This is a genomic window from Streptomyces poonensis (genome assembly GCF_014650915.1).
In the GTDB taxonomy this organism is placed as follows: Bacteria; Actinomycetota; Actinomycetes; order Streptomycetales; family Streptomycetaceae; genus Streptomyces; species Streptomyces poonensis.
In genome coordinates, this window is the sequence record NZ_BMVW01000010.1 from 152,705 (window position 1) to 170,473 (window position 17,769).

A 17,769-nucleotide genomic window follows, 5' to 3' on the forward strand; every position below is an offset into this window, starting at 1 on the left:
CCGCCGGGAAGCCCGGAGGGTTCGCCGCGGCGTGGAAGGCGAGGCGGTCGTGGTGAATGGCCCTCTACCCGATGACGTGCTGCGTACAGTGTTCTCCACCTCGGCAGCGGAGCAGTACGAGGAGATCATGTTCTCCCTGTACGGCACCCGGATCCGGATGCGCCTCCTCCCCGGATCCAGGGCCGGATCCAGGGCGGGCGCCGGGACGGCCCTGTACCACGAGCGGCGGCTGGCAGGCGAGTTGTGCATGGATCTCCATGCCATGCCTACGAGCGTGTCCTTCGACGTGCCGCCGCTGCCTTCTCTGCTGGTCTCCGACATCACGACCGGCCGCGTCCGCGTCGACCACGCCCACGGCAGCGGCCGTTTCAGCGCCGGCGACGTCTGGGTGCTGGCCCAGCCGGGCCTGCCCTACCTCTCCCAGGCGCACGGCGTCGCCGGGCGCGTCACCGTGCTGAGTCCGGCCCTGCTGCGGGACGTGGCGGGCCTGGACGACGACCACCGGGCACCGCTGCGGCTGCTGCGGTCGTACGCGCCGGCCGCGCCCGCACGGGCCGCTCTCTGGCGGGCCACCAGCGACCACGCCTGGCACCTGCTGGACAAGGGCGCGGCGGTGTCCACCGTCCTGATGCGGGACGCGGCGGTACGTCTGCTGGCCGCCGTCGCCCTGGACGCCTTCCCCAGCACCTACACCTGTCACGACCCGCTGCGGCCGGGTCCCGGACATGCCGGCGACGCCACCGTGCGCCGGGCGGTCGACTTCATCCACGCCCACGCCGACCGGCCGCTGACGCTGTCCGAGACGGCGGCCGCGGTCCGGACGAGTTCCGGGCAGTTGCTCGCCGCCTTCCGCCGCCGCCTGGGCACCACTCCGGCCGGTTACGTCCGCCGGGTGCGCCTGGCCCGTGTCCACACGGACCTCCGTGCGGCGGATCCCGGAACCGGCGCCACCGTAGCCGGGATCGCCACCCGCTGGGGCTTTCGCTGCACCGACCGTTTCGAAACCGGATACCGCGTCGCCTTCGGACGATCGCCGTCCCGCACCCTGTACGACTGAGCCGCACCCTGTACGGCTGACCCGCAACCGGTCGGCCGACCCGCACCACGCACGGCCGACCCGCGCCCTTGGAACCAGGACCATGCCCGTCATCCTCGACAGCACCGACCCCGACGTGACCGGCGAGGCGGTGAGCAGGCTGTACGCCCGTGTCAGGGTCATCGACCGGGACGGGCGGCACCGGGTGAGGCTGACACAGGACAGCATCGGGCCCGTCACGCTGCACTGGTTCGACTACCACTGCGATGTGGACTTCGTGATGGACCCCCTGACCGGCGTCGTCCTGCTCAGCGCGACCCGGGGCGCCCTGTCGCGGCTCAGGCTCGGCGGCTACGAGGGCCGCGTCGACGCGGGTCAGGTGGTCTGCTTTCCTCCCGGCCTGCCGTCCGCCGGACAGGTCGATCACTTGACGCACGACTGCGTCATCCTGCCCCCCGCTCTGCTCGACAAGGTGGCGGCCGCCGCCCCCGGACGCACCCCGCAGCCGATACGGCTGACCGGATGCCTTCCGGTGGCGCCGGCCGGCGGCCGCTTCCTGCGACAGACCATCGCCTACCTGCGCGACGCCGTCCACGCCGACCCGCGGCTGTACGAGGAGCCGCTGATCGCCTCCACCGCCTCCCAGCTCCTGGCCGCGACCGTGCTGGCCGTCTTCCCCAGCACCGTGCTCACCGAGCCGACCATCGACGACCGCAACGACGCCCACCCGGCCACCCTGCGCCGCGCCCTGTCCTACATCGAGGACCACGCCGACGAGGACATCAGCGTCGCCGACATCGCCGCCGCCGCCCGCATCAGCGTCCGCACCGTGCAGTACGCCTTCCGTCGGCACCTGGACACCACGCCCATGCGTCACCTGCGCCGGGTCCGCCTCGCCCAGGCCCACGGCGATCTCCTGGCCGCCGACCCCACCACCGGGGTCACGGTCACCGCCGTCGCCGGCCGCTGGGGTTTCTTCCACTCCGGCCAGTTCGCCGCCGCCTATCGCAGGGCCTACGGCTGTCCCCCGCACCGCACCCTGCGCCAGGAGAGCCCCTGACGTCCTGCCGCGGTCCGCGGCGGGCGCCCCGAGCCCGGCCGGCCTACGCCCGCCGGTCGGCCACCGCCCACGACGCCAGCGCCACGGCACCGGCGACCCCGAACACGGCGGGCCAGGCGCCCACCTTCTTGGCCAGCGGGTGCGACCCGGCGAAGGCGGCGACGTACGCGGCGCCCAGCGCCCCGGCGGCCCGGTTCCCCGCCGCGCGCCGCCACTGCTGGGCGGCCGTGGCCCCGGCGACGGCCAGTACGGCCCCGCCGAGCTGGCGCTTCCTGGTCCAGCGGGCCACGCCGTACCCCCCGATGAGCCCGCTCGCCGCCACCGCCGCCGACGGAACCTTCGCCATCGCTGCCTCCTGAACTTCTGTTCTGTCCGGTTCTGCACTGCCGAGACTAACGAGGCCCTCCGGACTCCCAGCCCTCCGGGCCGCCCTCCGGCCGGTCAGACTTGAGCCGAAGCTTGTCAATTTTCTACCTCGGAGCTATATAAGAACCCATAAGGGCATCGCGCACGCACCCGACCCGGAAGGAGATGACCTGTGATGCTCATGCGAACCGACCCGTTCCGCGAATTCGACCGCCTGGCGCAGCAGGTCTTCGGTACCGCCCGCCCGGCCGCCATGCAGATGGACGCCTACCGGTCCGGCGACGACTTCATCATCCACTTCGACCTCCCCGGCATCGACCCGGAGACGATCGACCTGGACATCGAGCGCAACGTCCTGAACGTCCGCGCCGAACGCCGCAGCCCGGCTCCCGAGAACGCCGAGATGATCGTGGCTGAACGTCCGACCGGCACCTTCACCCGCCAGCTCTTCCTCGGCGACACCCTCGACACCGAGCACGTCGACGCCTCGTACGACGCCGGCGTCCTCACGCTGCGCATCCCGGTCGCCGAGCAGGCCAAGCCGCGCCGCATCCAGATCGCCGGCGGCAGCGGCCCCAAGCGGCTCGACCGCTGACCCGGCTGGACCGCTGACCCGGCTGCCTGCCAGGCGGCTGCCGGCCACCGGCCCGCCGGTCATCGGCCCGCCGACCACCGGCCCGTCGGCCATCAGCTGTCGATCACCCGAGCGCGCCGCGCCCTCGCGAGCGCGTACGCCCCGCCGTCCTCGGGCGCGTACGCCGACCGGGGGCGCGGGCGTGTGACCCAGATCACTGGCATACGTACCCCAGGCCACAGGAACACGCATGTGGACGCCGGTCCGGACACCGGCGGACCCGGGTGCCCCGGATGCGCGGTACCCGGACACGCGGTACCCGGACGCCCCGGGGAACCGGACCGGAACCGGAGGAGCCCCCGACGATGACTGCCCTGCCCGTCATGACCGCCACCAGAGCGCAGAACGCGAAGACCACCCGGAGCACCGAGAACACCATGACCGCCGCCGCACCGAGCGCCCTCGACGCCCCCGTACTCCCCCCGGTACCGACGACCTCCCTCGCACCGGCCGCCCCCGCCACGACCACCCGGCCGACCTGGGACCGGCTCGTCGAGGCGGTACGCGACTCGGGTCAGTACGCGACCGACGAGAAGGCGGCCCACGTCACCCGCATCGTCCTGGCCGCGCTGGGCGGCCACGTCGTCGGTGACGAGCGCGTCGAGCTGGCCCAGCGGCTGCCCGAGGAAGCGGCGCGGCTGATCGCGTCCCAGATCCCGGTGAACCGGCCGCTGACCGCGGCCCAGTTCGTGGACAGGGTCGCGACCCGCATCGAGGGCGCCACCCCGGCCACGGCCCGCTGGGACGTCAGCTCCGTCCTGAGCGCCCTGCCGCACTTCGTGGACGACACCCTGATCGACCGCGTACTGGCCGAACTGCCCTCCGGCTACGCCCTGCTGTTCGGCCGCCCGCAGCTGATCCAGGCGTCCTGACCTCTTCCTGCGGTACCTCTTCCTGCGGCTCCTCTCCCTCCCGCTCCTCTCCCTCCCGCTCCTCTCCTTGCCGCGGGCGGGCGGGCGTCGGCGACCGTCACGACGTACCCGACGCCCCGCCCGCGCCCGTATATTCCAAGGCCGGTACGGCGGCTGATCCGCGGCCGATACCGCGACGGAACCCGCGGGAGAGGACCAGGACGTGACCATCCCCACCACCGGCCACCTCACCACCCCGGACGGCACCGACCTGGCGTACCGCGACCACCGCCCACCCCCCGGACAGCAGGCCGAGCCCCGCCCGCTCCTCCTCCTGCACGGCCTGGCGGGCCACATGGGCGAGTGGGACGACGTCACGCCGCTCCTCCTGGCGGACGGCCACCGCGTGGTGACGTACGACGCCCGGGGCCATGGAGCGAGTACGCGCAGACCGGCGGACATGACCCGCGCGGCAGCCGTACGGGACGCCCTGACGGTCATCGGCGAACTGGGCCTGGCCCCGGTGATCCTCGTGGGCCAGTCCCTGGGCGGTCACACGGCTCTGCTCACCGCAGCCGCCCACCCGGACGCGGTCGAGGCCCTGATCCTGATCGAGGCGGGCCCGGGCGGCCCGAACCCGGAGCTCCCCGCCGAGATCGCGGGCTGGCTGGACTCCTGGCCGGCCTCCTTCGCGTCCCCGTCGGCGGCGGCGGACTTCTTCGGCCACGAGGCATGGTCGAGGAACCTGGAGGAGCATGCCGACGGCTGGCACGTACGAGCGGACCGCGCGACGACGCTCGCGGCGGTGGCGGAACTGGCCACGCACTCCTACTGGGACCACTGGGACGAGATCACCTGCCCGGCTCTGCTGGTCCGCGGCTCGAAGGGCACGGTCCCGGAGGCGGAGGCCGCGGAGATGCGCGACCGCCGCCCGTCGGTCCATGTCACGACGATCGACGAGGCGGGACACGACGTACACCTGGACCGCCCCCAGGCCCTGCACGCGGCGATGCACGCCTTCCACGCCGCACACGTCACCCGCGTCACCCACGTCACCCCGCGTGTCACCCATGGACGTGGCTGAAACGTTCCCACAGTCCCTTACGGGTGACACGGTCACTCACGAGGCGTAATCGGGTGTGGCGCTTGGGTAGCCGATGGCCGTCTCCACCACCCGGCGGGTCAACTCCCCGCCGTCCGGCCCCAGAAGGGAATGCCCATGCGTCGCATCACGGCCGTCGTCCTCGGCACCGTCACGCTCCTCGCAGCCACGACGACCACCGCTTCAGCAGTACCCGACCCCGTCGCCGCCGTGGAATGCCTCACCCAGAGCGCCGGCGACCTGACCACCGTCGTCGACCCGTCCGCGCCCGGAGTGCCCGCTGAGGTGCCGGGCGTGAGCTGCCTGGCTCCCTGAGCAGCCTCAGTCCGCTGAGCCCGACCGGCCGGCCCGGGGTGTAAACGCCCCGGGCCGCCGCGCGTCAAGGCTCTGTGAGGCTGCGGCCGGTCCCTCTCCTCCCGGACCAGAGCGACGGCGACCCCGCAGCCGTCACGCAACCTTCCTCCGATCCCGCTTGTCATACGGGCGTGACGACAAGACCTTCGCTGCCTTCCCTCGTACTGCGCGGCAGCGGTGCCACCGCCCGCTTCGAGGACGGCTCGGACCACGTGCGGTGGGAAACGGCAGCGAGCATGTCGCGGATCCCGCTGGAGGCCATCGAGGAGGTCCGTGGCTCCGGCCGGACCATCGAGCTGGTGCTGACGACGGCGGATGCCGATCGCCTCCCGGCCGTCTACGCGGTCCATGACGTCAGCGCCGCCGCGGTGGCCGCGTTCACTGCCGCCGTACGTGCCCGACTGCCCGAACGGGCGCCCGACGAGCCGCGGGCCGAGGGCGAGGGCCTGATCACGACCGTCCCCGCGCGAACGGACCGGGGACCCTCGCGGCGTACGGTCCTCATCGTCGCCGTGATCGCCGTCGTCGCCGCCATGGATGTGACAGTGGGAGTGCGCAGGGAGTGGGAGTTCGTGGCTCTGCTGCTGCTCGTCCACATCGTCACGGCCGCCGGACTGGTCATGGTGATCGCGACCGGACAGGGCCTGTACTACGGCCGGCGCCTCCCGAAGCACGGCATCACGGTGATGGCCGAACTCGATCACCACACCCACAACACGAAGGTGTACCGCTACACCGACCTCGACGGCGTGACCCACTTCTACCGGGACCCGCTCGGCGGTCAGCGGCTGGAGCTCAGCTACGACCCTCGCCGCCCCGGCCGCGCCGCGACCCGTATACCTGTCTTCCTCCAGTGCATGATGGCTCTGGTCACGGTCCTCGGAGTGTGCTTCGCGGGCGGCGGACTCGGGTTTACGCTCTACCAGTTCGGTGTCGCGCTGACGGGCTGACGGGCTGACTGGAGAGAAAGAGACGTATCGATGAGAGCCGTACTCCCGGTCGGCCGGACCGCGTTCGCGAGGGCGCTGGTGGCGACGGCCACCCTCACGGTCTCCGTCGCCTGCGTGCCGTCACTCGGCGGCGAGACCGAATCGATCTGTGCGTGGATGGTCGAGTACAAGGACCGTATGTACTCCGACGTGGGCGACGTCGACGTCACGCGCGGCAAGGAACTCGGCGAGGCCACCTTCCCGCCGTGCGACGACACACCCGACGACGGTGACGAGGGAGAAGCGGAGGAGCCGACGACCGCCTATGCGATCGAGGGACTGGACCCCGGCATCGCCATCGCGGTGGAGGACGCCCCCAGGGATGTCATCTTCGTCGCTGTCGACGCCGACGGTGAGCTACCTCCCGGGGTCAGAGACCTGATCGACCGACCTTGATGCCGAGAAGCGGGGCCCGCCCGTATCCCCTCTTGAGTTCAGGACAGAACCTGACCTGAACCCCGCCTACCGTCGCTGTCAACAGCCACCATCAGCGAGTCAGCAGGAGGATCACCATGCCCGAGCAGTCCGACGTCACGCCGGCGGGCTACACCACCGTCGCGCCCTGGGTCGTCACCGATGACACAGGGGCTTTCCTCGACTTCGTCTCCCAGGCGTTCGGGGGAGAGGAACTGGCCCGGGTCCTGACCGAGGACGGTTCGATCGGCCACGGTGAGATCCGGGTCGGGAACACCGTCGTGCTGGCCTTCGACCGACGCGCGGACTGGCCCGCCATGCCGAGCCTGTTGCGCGTGTTCGTCGCCGACGCCGACCAGGCGTTCTCGCAGGCTGTCGCAGCGGGCAGCCATGTCGTCACTCCGCTCGCGGACAACGCCTTCGGCCAGCGCGGGGGGCGCGTCAAGGACCCGTTCGGCAACATCTGGTGGGTGGTCAGCCTCGTGGAGGACCTGACCGAGGCCGAGATGTGGAAGCGGCTCCAGGAACCCGTGTACGCCGAGGACATGCGCGTGGCTCAGGAGACACTCGATGCCGAACTCAGCGGTCGGGACCGCGGGCGCAGCAGCGCTCCTGTCAGGGTGAGCGGCTGACCGGGCTGACTGGGCTGACCGGGCACAACCCTCGCGGCCCGTCGTGAGTCAAAGACACCACGATGAGGTGAGGGCCTTCGCATAGCCGGGCCACAGGAATGGCGTGAATGGCATACGATGCGCGCGACCCTCATAAAGATCACGTAAGAGGATGTACACGCCATGGCAATCCGCGCTCCGTATCGCTCCCTTCGCGGCATATCCGCCGTTGCCGCCCTGCTCGCGATCGGCGCGGTGGGATGCTCTGACGTCACCGACGCCGTCGACAGCGCCAAGGACAGCGCGAAGAAGGTGGCTCGTCAGCGCTCGGTGTTCTCGCTGGACGTCGGCGACTGCTACAACCCGAACGGCAAGGCCGAGGGGACGGCGTACACCGTCGAGATCGTGCCCTGCGACGAGGCGCACGAGGGCCAGGTCGTCGGCGAGTTCGCGATCGACGACGAGGGCAAGGAGTACCCCGGCGACGACGGGGTCTCGACGATCGCGGACACCCGCTGCCCGGTCGAGGCGCAGAAGTACGCCCCGGACACCTGGGCGCTCCCCAAGGGCGTCGGCCTCTTCTACTACACGCCGACCAAGGAGAGCTGGGCGACGGGTGACCGCGCGGTGAGCTGCACCTACACCGCGGAGAACGGCACGTTCAGCGGCTCGCTGGACACCGCGAAGTCCCTCAAGCCCGAGCAGGCCACGTACCTCAAGGGCTCGAACGCGGTCTACGACGCCCTGTGGACGAACCAGCCCGAGAAGGAAACCGTCGAGGAGGACCTGGCCGGCTACAAGGCGCAGGCCAAGGCCGTCGCGGCCGCCCTCGACGCACACGTCAAGGGCCTGGACGGCATCGAGGGCACCGAGGTCGGCAAGCTCCGCGCGACGCTGACGAAGGCGGCCGGGAACTGGCAGAAGGCCGCGGACGCCGCCGACGTCGACGCGTTCTACATCGCCTACGACCCGGCGTTCACCGACATCGACCCGAACATGTCGGTCGCCGCCCGCAAGGAACTGGGCCTGGCCACCACCGTCCCGGCCGACGAGGCCGAGGTCTGGGCGGGCTGACGCCCCGTCGGGTCGGCGGGGCCGTGTCTGTCAGGGACCCGGCCCCGCTTCCCGCATTCCTGCGATCACACGATCACACGATCACACGATCACGACGGGAATGAACCCCGCGGTGGCGGCTCAGCGCTGCCAGAGGAAGGCGGCCTCGCCGCAGGGCGAGCAGCCGAAGACGTAACCGCGGCCTCCGCCACCGAAGTTCGCCGAGGTGGCGTGGTCGTAGCCCTCCTCCAGCGACGCCGTGAACGTCATACGGGTGCCGCAGGACGGACAGGTGGGCGTCTCATCGTCCTGGAGCCAGTCCGCCTCGCCGCCCAACCGCCCCAGTACCGGTACGTCTTCGTCGGCGGGTGTGTCACCAGGATGGGCACGCAGCGCTGTCACCGCCCCGAGCCGTGCCTCACCCTCGGCGGGCACAGCGGCCGGGGAAAGCGCGCCGGAGAACAGGAACGCCTTGTTGGCACCGGAGCCGGCGTCCCAGTCGTCACACATCCCGGGATCGTTCTGGCAGAAGAAGACGGCGACGACACCGTGCTGCAGCGGCAGATGAGCGAGGAACTGCATCGCCCCGCCGCACTCGCGACACATGGGCCAGACAAATCCGTCCGGGACGAGTGGGACGCCGCCGGTACGGGGCACGTGTGCGTCGGCGGAGGTGTCCCCGTCGTAGATGAGCAGCATGGTGTCAGAGCCTAGGCGAGCCGCTGGGCCCGCGAAGCGGGGCCGTCGCGTACGCGAGGTCGGGTACCTCACCCGAGCCCGCCTCGATACTCGATAAATGCCTCGACAGAGGCCACGGGGACCGGGAATGCTGCGCGGGATGCCAAGAATCACTGACACGCCTCCCGCGTGGGACGAGCGCACCCAGCTCACCACATTCCTCGACTACGCCCGTGACACCGCCCGAGCCAAGTGCGAGGGCGTCTCCGCGGAGAACGCCCGCAAGGCGCTCCTGCCGGGCTCACCGCTGATGACCCTGAGCGGACTGATCAACCACCTCCGCTGGGTCGAGTACTGGTGGTTCCAGGTGGTCTTCCTCGGCGAGGAGGACGAGGGCCCCTGGACCGACGAGGATCCCGACCGCGAGATGCGTATCGCCGTCGACTTCCCGCTTCCGCAGCTGCTCGACGAGTACGCCGCACAGAGCGCCCGCTACCGGGAACTGGTCGCCGCGCACGCCCTGGACACCAAGGCCAAGCGCGCCGTCCGCAACGGCCTCCACGTCGACCTGCGCTGGATCCTCCTCCACCTCACGGAGGAGACGGCCCGGCACAACGGTCACCTGGACATTCTGCGGGAGATGCTGGACGGGACGACCGGCGACTAGCCCGCTCCCTGACCTTCGAGCACCTCGTCGCTCCACCGGAACCACGCCTCGTCACCGTCGATGTGCAGCAGGAAGTCGGCCACCGGTCCTGACGGCGACACCAGCGTCAATACCCGGGGAATGCGGTCATAGACCGCGTCGAACCGCTCGAAGTCGTCCGCTGCCATGACGGCCAGAACCTCGTCGAACCACGGTTTCACTTCGGCGAACCCAGGCTCGGCGACGAACCTGCCGCGCAGCCAGGGGAAGTCGCTCTCCGCCACGGTGATCGTGCCGATCAGGGAGCTTTGGCGCATGACACGCCACGTGGCCTGCTCATCCGTCATCAGGTCGTCGGCTGTCCATGCTGCACGACCTGGAGGAAGAGGCGCCAGGCATCCCTGCTTACGCTGAGCACGGACATCTCAGGGCACTTGGAGTCACGTATGAAAGCACCGTGCTCGGTCATCGCGCACTCGACGCACTCTCCTCCAGCGCCGTTGCTGTAAGACGACGTAAACCAGACCAGACGGCCGGGGCCACTGGCATCTGCGAAGCTCATCCTGCGTAATCCTTTAGCACCGACGTGACCAACTGGGCAGAGCGTTGAGGACTCAGGGCGGCGGCTCGTAGGCCGTCGAAAGCCCTGGTGTACTCACGGACATGATGCTCGCCTTCCAGGTACACCGCATCCGTGATGCCGTCCCGGTAGACAAGATCAGGGTCTTCCTGCGCAGGGAATCCCAGCATGGTGAACGAGCCCGTGGCTGGATAGGTGCCCGAGTCGAAGGGGAGGACTTGTAGCGTCACGGACGGCATGTCGGCAGTGACTAGGACGGCTTCAAGCTGTTCGCGCATCAGGGCGCGGTCACCGATGACGTTCCGAAGGGCACTCTCGTGCACGATGAACCACGCGTCGGGGGCGTCTGCACGCGTCAGCATCGCCTGGCGCTCCATGCGTACGCGTACGGCTCTGTCGATGTCCTTAGCAGCCATGTGCCCACCGGCTTTGTGCAGCTCGGAAGCATAGGCCTCGGTCTGCATCAGCCCCGGTAGCACCTCGCATTGGTACTGGCGCAATGTGGAAGCGTCCTGCTCCAGGCCGATGTAGATGTTGAACCACTCCGGAACGGCGGCGCCGTGCTGCTGCCACCAGCCGCGTACCTTTGCCTGTCGGGCCAGCGACTTGAGGAACTCGCGCAGCTCATCGCTGGTTTCGTAGAACCGACACAGGGCGTCGACGTCGGACGGTTGCACCCGGCCGCTCCCCGTCTCCATGCGATTGACCTTCGAGCCGCTCCAGTCCAGGGCTTCGCCGACCTGTGCGCAGGTGAGCGAGCTCCTCTCGCGAAGCTTCTTCAGCTCGATCGACAGACGTCGACGGCGCGCAGTCGGGGAGCCGGGCATCTCAACACCTTCTCGAATAGCGGGCATTCAGTCTCCCGCCAAGGGTGGGGACTGCCAATCACTCAGAAGTGGGATTCTCGCCGTGCACATTGCACGACGGGATAAGCGGCGAGCACTCTAGACGTCGATGCACTGAGCGTGAGTGCAAGTGACGCTCCGCTGTCAGGGTCTGTCGACTGCGACGAGAGGGGTCTTCGTGAGCCAGGAAGCGTGTGTGCCGCGCAAACCGTGGGAGCTGACATTCTCGGCCGAGCCCGCAGAAGTGGCCGCTCTGCGGCGCATCATGCGGCTCCACTTGGGGATTTGGGGTCTGCAGCACATCACCCACGACGCCCAGCTCTGCATGAGTGAACTCGTGTCCAACGTCATCACCCATGTCGGGGACGGGACACCGGCCACACTCGCAGTCGCCATGAACGGCACGTATCTGCGGATCGAGGTCCATGATCCCGACACGCGCGCACTCCCCACTCTGCGCGACGTGGGTTCCGATTCCGAGACCGGCCGAGGCATGGCCCTCGTCGGTGTCATTGCCGACCACTGGGGTGTCCAGCTCCAACCGGAACGAAAGGTGACGTGGTGCGAACTGGCGACTGAGCAGGCGCCAGCCCTCTCGGTTAGTCAGAGCCCGCGATTGAGCCGAGCCCAAGGACTCCTTGATCTCTATGCAACTGATCAACCACTACGCGTGGCCCATGTCGCGTCGGACCGCCTGAGTTCGGCCTGTGCAGAGGCGGCGGCTGTCGATATCGTCGTCGACATTCTTTACTGGCTGCATGCTCATGGATGCGATGCCGATGAGTTCCTAGACCGGGCTCAGACGCACTTCGAGGCGGACGCCAATCTTCGGCGGTCAGAGTGAACGGACGACTTTATGCCCCGTCGGGGACCGCGGACGTGCAGAGATGGGGCGGTGTACTGGCGCCGCCCCACATGGCCAGGCTTTGTGGGCCCCGAAACCTCTGATGCCAGGCTCAACACAGATCGGATGCGTCATGCGTCCGGTGGCACCCACATGCTCGCAATGCGAGTGGGCTCACCCTCGCTCCGGATTAGCACCAACTGCAAGCCCGCTGAACCTTGGGCTTGCAGTTGCTGGCCTGCCCGAAAGTCGATCACAAATGCTAGAGGTGTTCCTAACTCGCACCGATGTAACGTGTCGGACAACGCAGGGTCATACCGCGAAAATAAGCACTTCTAAGGCGAAGTAGCGTATCCGCATCCGCGCCGCCCGCACCGCTGGCCTGCGGAACCTCCCCCTCTACGACACCCAGCAGAACCGGAGCTGGCTGGAGATCGTCCAGACCGCCTTGGACATACTAATGACCGGATGCCGATGCTCGCACTGACCGGCACCGCCAGCCTGTGGAAACCTCGCCGGCTGCGGTTCCGCCGGTTCTCCGCGGCCGGCCAGCCCATCACCACTGGCCGGATCCACTTTCTTCGGCTGGCCCGCCATGGGCCATGGGCCGTTGAAATCACAGGCGTTCTCGACCGGCTCACGCTCCAGCCGAGTTTCGACTGGCCAGCGGGTCCATGTCCCTACGAGAAGAGGAGCCAGCCCGGAGCAGTGAAACTCGGCGTCCACCCGAGACGACGCTCGGGACCTTGGCCTGCCCGCCCGGCCACCGACAACGAAATGGGCCCCACTCTGTCGGGGCCCCATCACGAAAATCGGAGGTAGGTGTCTGCCGCGCCAACGCACCGGCATCTCACCCGAAATTTGCGTACGGCGAGTGAAACCACACCCTCAGATTCGTCACTTTTGAAGCAGAATTCTGTCGATATCCCGGAATCCGTCTCGCACCTTTCTTACGGTAGCTAGCTCGATCTTTGGATCCAACTGCACCTGCATTTTTGCGGACGTATGGGCAACAGTCCCCCTATCTGTCGCCCAGCCCTCCGTATCATCGAGCCAATCCGCATCGATTTCATCCTTCGTTACACCCAAGGGGAGCAGGATGAGTAGGAGATTTTTCTCCTTTATTCCATTATTGCGCTTCTTTATGTAGGTGCTGTAGTGCTTCTTAGCGCTTTCGATGCGCGCAGTGAGTGTCGGGTATTTTATTGATTTATCGCCCAAGTCAGCGAGATTTTCTGGTATTTTAGGGTTCGAATCCCAGTGCGACATGAGACTTAAAAGGCTTGGGCGAATCCGCCCAGTACGCTCCCACTCCCCGTGTGCGTTGACAATCACTTCAAGGGCACGATCTTCGATGAACGACTCGAATTCCGCATGCGCCAACACTCGGAAGGCGCGAGTGCGCTCATGCACGCGATCCGAGTAAAGCCCCAGAGGATTGAAAGAAGACGGCAGCAAGTTGTGACGCAGTTCGGTGATTCTTCGGGACATGACCTTGTATCGCGGCGATGGCACCGAATCCCCCTACGGTATGAGTCGATTGTTCTCGAAACGGGGGATGGGGACCTCTGCGCCAGTTACGCGCTCAAGCGCATCGCCCCACAAGGAAAGACGTGTGTGCGTGGCAAAGGGCGTCTTAGTCGTGGTCTGGATTGACTCAACGAAATCCGGATCTGTGTCACATAGCGCTTTGAACGCTTGCTCCACTGCGCCCTTATTCTCGATGGCAGCGCTAGCCAGAACTGGATCCCTGAAATAGTAGGTCATGATGTCGAATACTGCGCGGTTGAACCGCCCTTCATAATCGCCGCGCGACCACCTGTAAAATGCATCTTCGCCGAACACGTCGAAGGTAGCCTGGATCGCTCGATTACATTCATCGGCAGTCTCCTTAATCTCCTCCTCATCATCAACCCACGCCGCATTGAGTTCGTTCACTGTGTCATCAAGGAACTTCTTCAGGTTCCCCTTATATTCGCCGAGCCTGTATACCATTGCGTAATATCGAAGCATGATTTCTACGTCACGCATTCGAAAGTCTGGCTTTTTGATGCGCAGAGCGGCCTGAATCTCCGAACTCGCATACGTGGCCACGTCCAGGAAGTCAGTGAACTTCCCGGGATGTAGGGCCTGGCGCAGTTCCTGAGGGGACAGCCTGACGCTGCCCGTATTCAATCGAAGGAATACCAGATTCAGGAACTCCTCATTCGGCCACCGCCGAACCACCACGGTTCGGATGGTCTCGTTCAGGAGAGCATTGAGATCGTCGATAAAAGCGCCATCCTCTTCCAGTTTCGCGAGGGTCTTAAGGCGCAAGTCTCCGCGAACGTCAAGGTTGGTCAGTCCGAACGCTTTTGATCCTTCGTCTCCTCCTGCAACGTCCAAAGAGGAGCCGATAGCGAACTGACGCAGTGTAAGGAGACGCTGCTTTCCATCGAGTACAATGAACTTTCCCCGCTGCTTCCGGTCCTCCGCAAGGACAATCTGAGGTACGGGGAGCCCAAGGATAAGAGATTCGATGAACTTACTTTTCCGAGCTCTATCCCATGCATCTCGCCGCTGGAAGTGCGGGTTCAGCTGGATGTTTCCGCGGCGAAGTTGACTGAGGATCGTTTCTGTCGTCCAGTCAGTGTCGGTGACAACTGCGCGATGAACGTCTGCCGATGAAACTGCTCCAGGATCGTTCTCCTCACCGTCCTGATCATCGAACAACTCATTCTCGTTTTCAGGAATGCGTGCCACCGGTCCGCCTAACGTGTCCGCAGGGATGGGAACTGCCGCCGATTTTAGCGGCGGAGTAGTAGTTATATTGAGGATTGTCATACCTGGGCATTCGATACAGGCTGCGGCTTCCGAAAGTTCGCCGCTTCCTTGCTCTGCCCGCCTATCTAACCAGCTACAGGAACGTGCACATTTACACCTTTCAGCGCGCTCTACACCTTCAGGCCATCCATCTCACTCTTGGGTACCCTAGCTAATATGGCTTGCGCTGATTCGAAGCTTGACGCGCAGATTGTTGGTGAGGCAGCGGTGCGTCCTACGAGCCTCGGAAGTGATTCAGGAGATCCTTGGCGTGAAGTGTCCACGGATGACTCGAACCGAGCACCCTAGTCCGTCCTTCCACGAGGTATGTCGCGTGCTCGACCGCTTCAGTATGGTGGCCAATTGAGTATAGAACGTTTCCTAGCGTTTCCCGGCAATTCAAAGTAATGGGGTAATTAGGGCCGAAACGTTGTATGTACTTCGCGAAGGCAGACTGAATATAGGGTAAGGCCTCGGCCGGTTGCCCAGCGCGGTTGAGTGCGAAAGCATAGTTCAGTTCTGCGTCAAGTGTGATGGTGTGGTTGTCCCCAAGTTCCCGACGGCATTCCACGATCAAGTCCGGTCCCGCGGCAAGGTCTGTCAGTTGTGTGGACACCTCCAGGAGGCCACATCGTGCTTTCAATGTAAGAGGGTGCACAGGGCCGAGTGCCCGCGTGTATTCCGCCGCTGCTTGCCGGAACAGCGCGATGCCCTCTGACCTTCGGTTGAGATTGACGAGTGCACTGGCCAGCCTCCTGCGCGTCGTTGATGTATCCGGCGCGTCTGAACCCAGCGTGCGTTCGCAGTCCTCTAGCACACGCTGTAGTAGGGCCTCTGACTGCTCGAAGTGCCCAACCCGAAACAGGGATCGCCCAACACGTTGACGCAGCCTAAGGAGGAAGATGTTGTCTTCACCCAGCTTGGGTTGCAGCAGCTCCACGACGTCGCTGCCCAAGCTGAGAGCTGAGGTGTAGTCGCCGGCCCTGTGCACAGCGATGACGAGCCGCAGAACGCACTCTGCCGCGGCTTCCAGTATCGATTCATCCGTCGCCCAACTCACTGCTCTCCGCACGAGTGCGACCACATGCGGTGCAAGCAGGTTCACACGGGGATCCTGCTTCCCTCGGTCAGGTACCTCCGGCAACACGGCAAGACAGAGGCGGGCAGCTGTGGCAGCGAGCTGGTCGCGTTGGTCAGCGGGGGTGGCCCGGGCCACGCTGTCGAGGAGCACGCCGTGGGTGCGTAAGCAGCGCACCTCCCCGGATGCCAGTTCGGTGAGGGAGTGATCAAGGAGTCCGCGCAGAGCGGATTCAATGCGAGAGGCCGGGAGTGCGGAGCCGATCTCGGCACTGAGCAGGACGGACAGAGGTAGGGGGTCGTTGGACCAGCAGGCGAGGAGGCGCAGCAGGTGGCCGGCCTCGGGAAGGCCTTGGGCGGTGAGGGCGTCGAGGGAGAGTTGCCAGGTGCGGCTGGGCAGGTGCCGGGAGTCGCCGCCGATGGCTGTGGCGCCTTGTTCGATGAGCTCGATGGTGTCCAGGCCTGCGCTGCCGTCGAGTCGGTGACCGTAGTCGGCCAGGCTCCAGGGGTCGATCACCTGGTGGGCGAGGAATCCGCCGGCGAGGGTGAGTGCCAGGGGCAGGCGACCGAGGCGGTCGGCGACCTCTGCGGCGTCTTCGAGTGACCCGGCGTGCGGTGCGAGATCTTGGAGGACGAGTGCGGCGTCCTCGCGGGGCAGGACACCGAATTGCAGTAGTTGTGCTCCGGGCCACCAGTGCGCCGCTGCTTGCCGGGTGGTGACGATGACGGTGCCGGTGGGGCTGGTGCGCAGCCAGCCGCCGTCGCGGAGAATGGCCGGGGCATCGGCGTTGTCGAGGACTAGCAGCCAGGGCTGGTCGGAGCGGTCGAGGTAGTGCCAGACGAGGTCGGCGGCGGGACGTAGTCCGCTGCGGGCGCCCATCAGTTCGCCGTCACTGGCGCCGCGGTCGGCGGCCACGGCCAGCATGCCGGCGCGTAGGGAGGCAGGGTCGGAGGCGTTGACCCACAGCCCGATGCGGCCGGCTTGGTCGGTGGCGTGCTGGAAGAGGGTGTAGGCCACGGCGGTCTTGCCGCAGCCGCCCAAGCCGTGGAGAACGTAGACGCCGTTGCCGACGCCGGGCTCGACGGCGGCGCGCAGCCGGTCCATCTCGCCGGCGCGGTCGCGGAGCACCACGGGGACGCGGCCGACCGAGGGTCGACGAACCGAGTCCGGCCCTGACCAGTCGGGGGCGTGGTGGTGGTGTTCGGTGATGTGCTGGTCGCCGGAGGCTTGGTAGACACGGCCCCGGCCATCGGCCCGGGCGTCGTTGCGGCCGCTCATCGTTGGCCGAAGTGCTGGTCGCGGCCGGCCTGGTAGACCCGGGCCTGCCCGGAGGCGGTGGCGTGCTGCGTCACCGCCGGGGCTTCGGGGGTGTACGGGGCCAGTTCGTCAAGCAGCGCCCGGAGTGCTGCTGTCTCCTCGGGATGCGCTACGAGCAATCGCCGCATGCGGCCCTGCCACTCTGCACCCAGTTCGCCGCGCGATTCGAGGTCACCGTCGACCTGTGCAGCCAGTAAGTCTCTCCGAGCTACCTCGAGTTCGGCGGCAATTGCCTCAGCCCGCTCCGGCTCGACACGGCGCCACAACGAAGCAATACCGTCCCTGACGCGTTCCCACGCTTCGGTCGTTAACAAGGTGACCAGGGTTGTACCTGCGGTACCCGCCAGCACAGCCAACTCCGGATCCACGAGCCCGCCCCCCTCTAGCCGGCATTCCCTGTTGCCCCAGACTAGTCAGCGGATCAAGCGACTGCACGCCTCACGGGGTGCCTCGTCATGGGTGATTTCGACGAGGTTGTCCGTAACTAGGCCTGTACGTGCGCTGGTTGG

The 17,769-nt window shown here is 66.9% G+C and carries 21 protein-coding genes and 1 pseudogene; 13 read left to right on the forward strand and 9 right to left on the reverse strand.

All coding sequences use genetic code 11. From position 1 onward, the window contains the following. The first annotated feature begins 76 nt into the window (after positions 1-76). Both IE242_RS23590 and IE242_RS23595 read left to right on the forward strand, forming a co-directional pair. Positions 77-1,057 (forward strand): helix-turn-helix domain-containing protein, encoded by a 981-nt coding sequence (locus IE242_RS23590; protein WP_189862451.1) that lies wholly within the window; start codon positions 77-79, stop codon positions 1,055-1,057. Between the two features lie 82 nt (positions 1,058-1,139). Beyond that, positions 1,140-2,096 carry an AraC family transcriptional regulator gene (locus IE242_RS23595; RefSeq protein ID WP_189862453.1) on the forward strand — a complete coding sequence of 319 codons (957 nt, stop codon included), beginning with the start codon at positions 1,140-1,142 and terminating at the stop codon, positions 2,094-2,096. A 43-nt stretch (positions 2,097-2,139) separates the two neighbouring features. On the opposite strand, the gene IE242_RS23600 is transcribed toward IE242_RS23595, so the two are convergent. Continuing rightward, positions 2,140-2,442 (reverse strand): hypothetical protein, encoded by a 303-nt coding sequence (locus tag IE242_RS23600; RefSeq protein WP_189862455.1) that lies wholly within the window; start codon positions 2,440-2,442, stop codon positions 2,140-2,142. 195 nt (positions 2,443-2,637) lie between these two features. Between IE242_RS23600 and IE242_RS23605 the strand changes: the two genes are divergently transcribed. From IE242_RS23605 to IE242_RS23640, 8 genes are all read left to right on the forward strand, one after another. Continuing rightward, a complete protein-coding gene (locus IE242_RS23605) occupies positions 2,638-3,057 on the forward strand; it encodes an Hsp20/alpha crystallin family protein (protein ID WP_189862457.1) in 420 nt (139 codons plus the stop codon). A 362-nt stretch (positions 3,058-3,419) separates the two neighbouring features. Continuing rightward, entirely contained in the window at positions 3,420-3,968 is a 549-nt protein-coding gene (locus tag IE242_RS23610; RefSeq protein ID WP_229859341.1) for a DUF2267 domain-containing protein, read from the forward strand. A 202-nt stretch (positions 3,969-4,170) separates the two neighbouring features. After that, entirely contained in the window at positions 4,171-5,031 is an 861-nt protein-coding gene (locus tag IE242_RS23615) for an alpha/beta fold hydrolase (RefSeq protein ID WP_229859343.1), read from the forward strand. A gap of 135 nt (positions 5,032-5,166) precedes the next feature. Further along, complete coding sequence (locus IE242_RS23620; protein WP_189862459.1) at positions 5,167-5,364, forward strand: hypothetical protein; 198 nt, start codon at positions 5,167-5,169, stop codon at positions 5,362-5,364. A 170-nt stretch (positions 5,365-5,534) separates the two neighbouring features. Beyond that, complete coding sequence (locus tag IE242_RS23625) at positions 5,535-6,353, forward strand: DUF3592 domain-containing protein (protein ID WP_189862461.1); 819 nt, start codon at positions 5,535-5,537, stop codon at positions 6,351-6,353. Between the two features lie 30 nt (positions 6,354-6,383). Beyond that, a complete protein-coding gene (locus IE242_RS23630) occupies positions 6,384-6,788 on the forward strand; it encodes a DUF6281 family protein (protein WP_189862463.1) in 405 nt (134 codons plus the stop codon). A 116-nt stretch (positions 6,789-6,904) separates the two neighbouring features. Beyond that, positions 6,905-7,438, forward strand: a complete 534-nt coding sequence (locus tag IE242_RS23635) for a VOC family protein (RefSeq protein WP_189862465.1) — start codon at positions 6,905-6,907, stop codon at positions 7,436-7,438. Between the two features lie 162 nt (positions 7,439-7,600). Further along, the gene (locus IE242_RS23640) at positions 7,601-8,491 is read left to right on the forward strand and encodes a septum formation family protein (protein WP_189862467.1); all 891 of its coding nucleotides are present in this window, start codon (positions 7,601-7,603) and stop codon (positions 8,489-8,491) included. Between the two features lie 120 nt (positions 8,492-8,611). Here the strand turns inward: IE242_RS23640 and IE242_RS23645 are convergent, their stop codons facing one another. After that, entirely contained in the window at positions 8,612-9,169 is a 558-nt protein-coding gene (locus IE242_RS23645) for a hypothetical protein (protein WP_189862469.1), read from the reverse strand. A gap of 139 nt (positions 9,170-9,308) precedes the next feature. Here IE242_RS23645 and IE242_RS23650 point away from each other — a divergent pair, with 139 nt between their 5' ends. Further along, positions 9,309-9,815 carry a DinB family protein gene (locus tag IE242_RS23650; protein ID WP_189862471.1) on the forward strand — a complete coding sequence of 169 codons (507 nt, stop codon included), beginning with the start codon at positions 9,309-9,311 and terminating at the stop codon, positions 9,813-9,815. On the opposite strand, the gene IE242_RS23655 is transcribed toward IE242_RS23650, so the two are convergent. From IE242_RS23655 to IE242_RS23665, 3 genes are read right to left on the reverse strand one after another with little or no spacing between them, the layout of a single operon-like run. Further along, entirely contained in the window at positions 9,812-10,141 is a 330-nt protein-coding gene (locus IE242_RS23655) for a hypothetical protein (protein WP_189862473.1), read from the reverse strand. The genes IE242_RS23650 and IE242_RS23655 overlap by 4 nt on opposite strands. Next, positions 10,141-10,356 (reverse strand): DUF397 domain-containing protein, encoded by a 216-nt coding sequence (locus IE242_RS23660; protein ID WP_189862475.1) that lies wholly within the window; start codon positions 10,354-10,356, stop codon positions 10,141-10,143. The genes IE242_RS23655 and IE242_RS23660 overlap by 1 nt, the downstream gene beginning before the upstream one ends. Beyond that, entirely contained in the window at positions 10,353-11,201 is an 849-nt protein-coding gene (locus IE242_RS23665) for a helix-turn-helix domain-containing protein (RefSeq protein ID WP_189862477.1), read from the reverse strand. The genes IE242_RS23660 and IE242_RS23665 overlap by 4 nt, the downstream gene beginning before the upstream one ends. A gap of 196 nt (positions 11,202-11,397) precedes the next feature. Here IE242_RS23665 and IE242_RS23670 point away from each other — a divergent pair, with 196 nt between their 5' ends. Both IE242_RS23670 and IE242_RS37950 read left to right on the forward strand, forming a co-directional pair. Further along, the gene (locus IE242_RS23670) at positions 11,398-12,063 is read left to right on the forward strand and encodes an ATP-binding protein (RefSeq protein ID WP_189862479.1); all 666 of its coding nucleotides are present in this window, start codon (positions 11,398-11,400) and stop codon (positions 12,061-12,063) included. 355 nt (positions 12,064-12,418) lie between these two features. Then, positions 12,419-12,717 (forward strand): annotated as a pseudogene (locus IE242_RS37950) (transposase); the annotation flags it as partial. Positions 12,718-12,960: 243 nt separating this feature from the next. Here the strand turns inward: IE242_RS37950 and IE242_RS23675 are convergent. From IE242_RS23675 to IE242_RS23690, 4 genes are all read right to left on the reverse strand, one after another. Next, positions 12,961-13,554, reverse strand: coding sequence for a hypothetical protein (locus IE242_RS23675; protein WP_189862481.1), 594 nt, complete (start codon positions 13,552-13,554; stop codon positions 12,961-12,963). Between the two features lie 33 nt (positions 13,555-13,587). Further along, complete coding sequence (locus IE242_RS23680) at positions 13,588-14,886, reverse strand: DUF262 domain-containing protein (RefSeq protein ID WP_189862483.1); 1,299 nt, start codon at positions 14,884-14,886, stop codon at positions 13,588-13,590. A gap of 214 nt (positions 14,887-15,100) precedes the next feature. Further along, a complete protein-coding gene (locus IE242_RS23685) occupies positions 15,101-17,221 on the reverse strand; it encodes a tetratricopeptide repeat protein (RefSeq protein WP_189862485.1) in 2,121 nt (706 codons plus the stop codon). Continuing rightward, positions 17,218-17,628, reverse strand: a complete 411-nt coding sequence (locus IE242_RS23690; RefSeq protein ID WP_189862487.1) for a hypothetical protein — start codon at positions 17,626-17,628, stop codon at positions 17,218-17,220. Before IE242_RS23690 ends, IE242_RS23685 begins: the two co-directional genes overlap by 4 nt. Positions 17,629-17,769: the final 141 nt, after the last annotated feature.